This is a genomic window from Pelovirga sp. (assembly GCF_059864205.1).
In genome coordinates this window covers 1-2,740 of the sequence record NZ_JCBCBS010000130.1, presented here as the reverse complement: position 1 = coordinate 2,740, position 2,740 = coordinate 1, and the positions used below count along the sequence as shown (strand labels likewise).

The window sequence follows — 2,740 nt, the reverse complement described above, 5'->3', positions numbered from 1 at the left end:
TATCACGCGTGGCGCACATGGCGGGTTTCTTTCAATATCTGTTTGCCGATGTGGGGTTTGAGGGCTTTACGGGTAACCAGGTCGACTTTGCGGCCAAGAAGTTCTTCCAGTCGTTGTTCAAGCCGCAGAAAAGCGACAAATCCAATGGGTTTGGTAAACTCAACGAGAATATCGACATCACTGTCAGGACGCTGGTCACCCCGAGCGAACGATCCAAACAGAGCCAGGCCGGCAACCGCATGTTGCTGTTGTAGTTCCGGCAAATGCTGGTGGAGGAGATCAGTAATATCTTCGCAGGTTTTGGTCTCTTTTATGTTCATTTTATATTTATAACATGGGGTAGCCTATGCCGTCAGCAGGTAAATGAGAGAGGCAAAAAATCCAAAGGGGTTTTCTCTCCGTCTCTCCCCCTCCTGCGTCTCTCCGTTAGAGCATTTGACTGCGCCCCTCCGTTAAGGTCTGATCAGTGCCCGCACTGGCAGATTTCGGTCAGGACGCCACCGGTCATCTTGGGGTGTAAAAAGGCGATAAGGCTGTTGTGGGCGCCTTTTCTTGGGGTTTCGTCGATGAGGCGGACGCCGTCGGCTTTCAGGCGTTGCAGGGTGGCGACAATATCATCAACCTCGTAGGCCATGTGGTGGATGCCTTCACCGTTTTTGGCGAGGAACTTGGCCACCGGGGAATCCTCAGCGGTGGCTTCAAGCAGCTCGATGCGGCTTTCTCCGACGAGGAAAAAAGCGACCTTGACCTTCTGCTCCTCGACGACCTCGGTGCCTTCAAAGGTCATGCCGAGCTGATCGCGGTAGAAGGGGATGGAGGTGTCGAGACTGTTGACGGCGATACCGATGTGGTTGATTTTGGTTAGCATGAAAACTCCTTAACTTTGATAGCCACCAGGCACCAAGGACACCAAGTAAATCTGAATCTTTTTGTTAAAGGCCAAGGTTTTATCTTTTGCTCAGGTTTTGTCTTTCTTAGTGCGCTTGGTGCCTTGGTGGCAAGTATTTGGTTTGAAACAGTCATCAGGTCATAAAGGACACCAAGAAAGGCAATTTTAAAAGTTATAGGACAAATCTTTTGATGCCCTGTTTAAACAATGGTGTATTGAAGTTGATGAGAAATCCCAGTTTTATCCTGGTCATTTTCATATAGCTTAAAAGCTGTGCTTGCCATAGTGGATTATCTTTCTCTGTTGCTTTCATTTCGACAATAACCGAATCCTCAACTAGCAGATCCAGCCTGAAGCCTTCTTCAAAGCTGATGCTGTCGTAAACAATCGGGATGGCTTTTTGCCGTTCGACCTTCAGACCATTCTTCTCAAGTTCATAAGCAAGACATGTTTCGTATACTTTTTCTAATAGACCTGGGCCAAGCTTTTGATGAACCCTGAATGCTGAATCGACGATAGATTTGGCGATTTGATCGATTTCCTGCATTGCTCCCCCCATTCATGTTTTTGGTCAAATAGCAGTATTAAAGGATTTTTGCCACCAAGGCACCAAGGTCACCAAGAAAAGCAAACAGGTCGAATTGTTAGAGGCAAAAGCTTTTGATTTTAAACCATGATTCTTTGCACTTCTTGGTGTCCTTTGTGTCTTGGTGGCTAATCTTCAATGTCTTTTGAATGCTTCCAATAGTCTTCTCGCCGCTGCGCCGGGGGTGGTGGTGCCAGTGCTGACGGCGGTTTGCAGGGGGTCGATTAAGGGGGCGACATTTTTATCGGTCATGAACTGGTTTTTCAGTTCATCCATCACCTGGGCCCACATCCAGTCGCTGGCCTGGAGGCGGCGCTTCTGTTCGAATTCGCCATGCTCGCGCATGGTGGTGACAAAGTCGAGGACGGTCTGCCAGGTTTCAGCGATCCCCTGTTGTTTGAGGGCGCTGCACAGCAGTACCGGGACGATCCAGTGGCGGCTTTTGGGTTTGAGCAGATGCAGGGCGTTCTGGTATTGCTTGCGGGCCAGTTCGGCGCGCGGGCGGTTGTCCCCTTCGGCCTTGTTGATGAGGATCGCATCGGCGATTTCCATCACCCCTTTTTTGATCCCCTGGAGCTCATCCCCGGCTCCGGCGAGTTGCAGCAGCAGGAAAAAGTCGACCATGGAGGCGACGGTGATCTCCGACTGGCCGACGCCGACGGTTTCAACGATGATGATGTCAAAGCCGGCGGCCTCGCACAACAGCATGGTCTCGCGGGTTTTGCGCGCAACGCCGCCGAGGGTGTCGCCGGCGGGGGAGGGGCGGATAAAGGCGTTGTGTTCGCGAGCGAGCTCTTCCATGCGGGTTTTGTCGCCAAGGATGGAGCCACCGGATAGCTGGGAGGAGGGATCGACAGCGAGAATGGCGATCTTGTGGCCACGGCGGATCAGGCTCATGCCTAACGCTTCGATAAAGGTGCTTTTGCCGACACCGGGTACCCCGGAGATACCGACGCGGATACTATTGCCGGTGTGGGGCAGTAGTGAGTCAAGCAGCTCAGTGGCTTTGGCCCCATGATCCGGATTACGGCTCTCGATCAGGGTGATGGCCTTGGCCAAAGAGCGGATGTTGCCGGAACGAACGCCGGAGGCGAGCTGGGAGATGTGAATAGACATAAAACCTTTTTTGGCCACCAAGACTCCAAGGACACCAAGAAAAGCCAAATAAAAAAATTAATGTTTAAAATCCAAAGGCTGAAATAGTTCTTCGCTTGGAGTTCTTGGTGCCTTGGACGCAATTTTCTTATAAAAAACTTTTTAAATCA

At 51.0% G+C, this 2,740-nt stretch carries 4 protein-coding genes; all 4 read right to left on the bottom strand.

Annotated elements, in window-relative coordinates; all coding sequences use genetic code 11:
- Positions 1-2: 2 nt before the first annotated feature.
- Positions 3-320, bottom strand: a complete 318-nt coding sequence (gene mntA / locus AC6F7T_RS08275; protein ID WP_191156436.1) for a type VII toxin-antitoxin system MntA family adenylyltransferase antitoxin — start codon at positions 318-320, stop codon at positions 3-5.
- Between the two features lie 143 nt (positions 321-463).
- Positions 464-868: a methylmalonyl-CoA epimerase gene (mce, locus tag AC6F7T_RS08270; RefSeq protein WP_500717750.1), complete on the bottom strand. Its 405-nt coding sequence runs from the start codon at positions 866-868 to the stop codon at positions 464-466.
- Positions 869-1,061: 193 nt separating this feature from the next.
- Complete coding sequence (locus AC6F7T_RS08265) at positions 1,062-1,436, bottom strand: GxxExxY protein (RefSeq protein ID WP_500717747.1); 375 nt, start codon at positions 1,434-1,436, stop codon at positions 1,062-1,064.
- Positions 1,437-1,610: 174 nt separating this feature from the next.
- A complete protein-coding gene (gene meaB / locus AC6F7T_RS08260) occupies positions 1,611-2,591 on the bottom strand; it encodes a methylmalonyl Co-A mutase-associated GTPase MeaB (RefSeq protein WP_500717746.1) in 981 nt (326 codons plus the stop codon).
- Between the last annotated feature and the right edge of the window lie 149 nt (positions 2,592-2,740).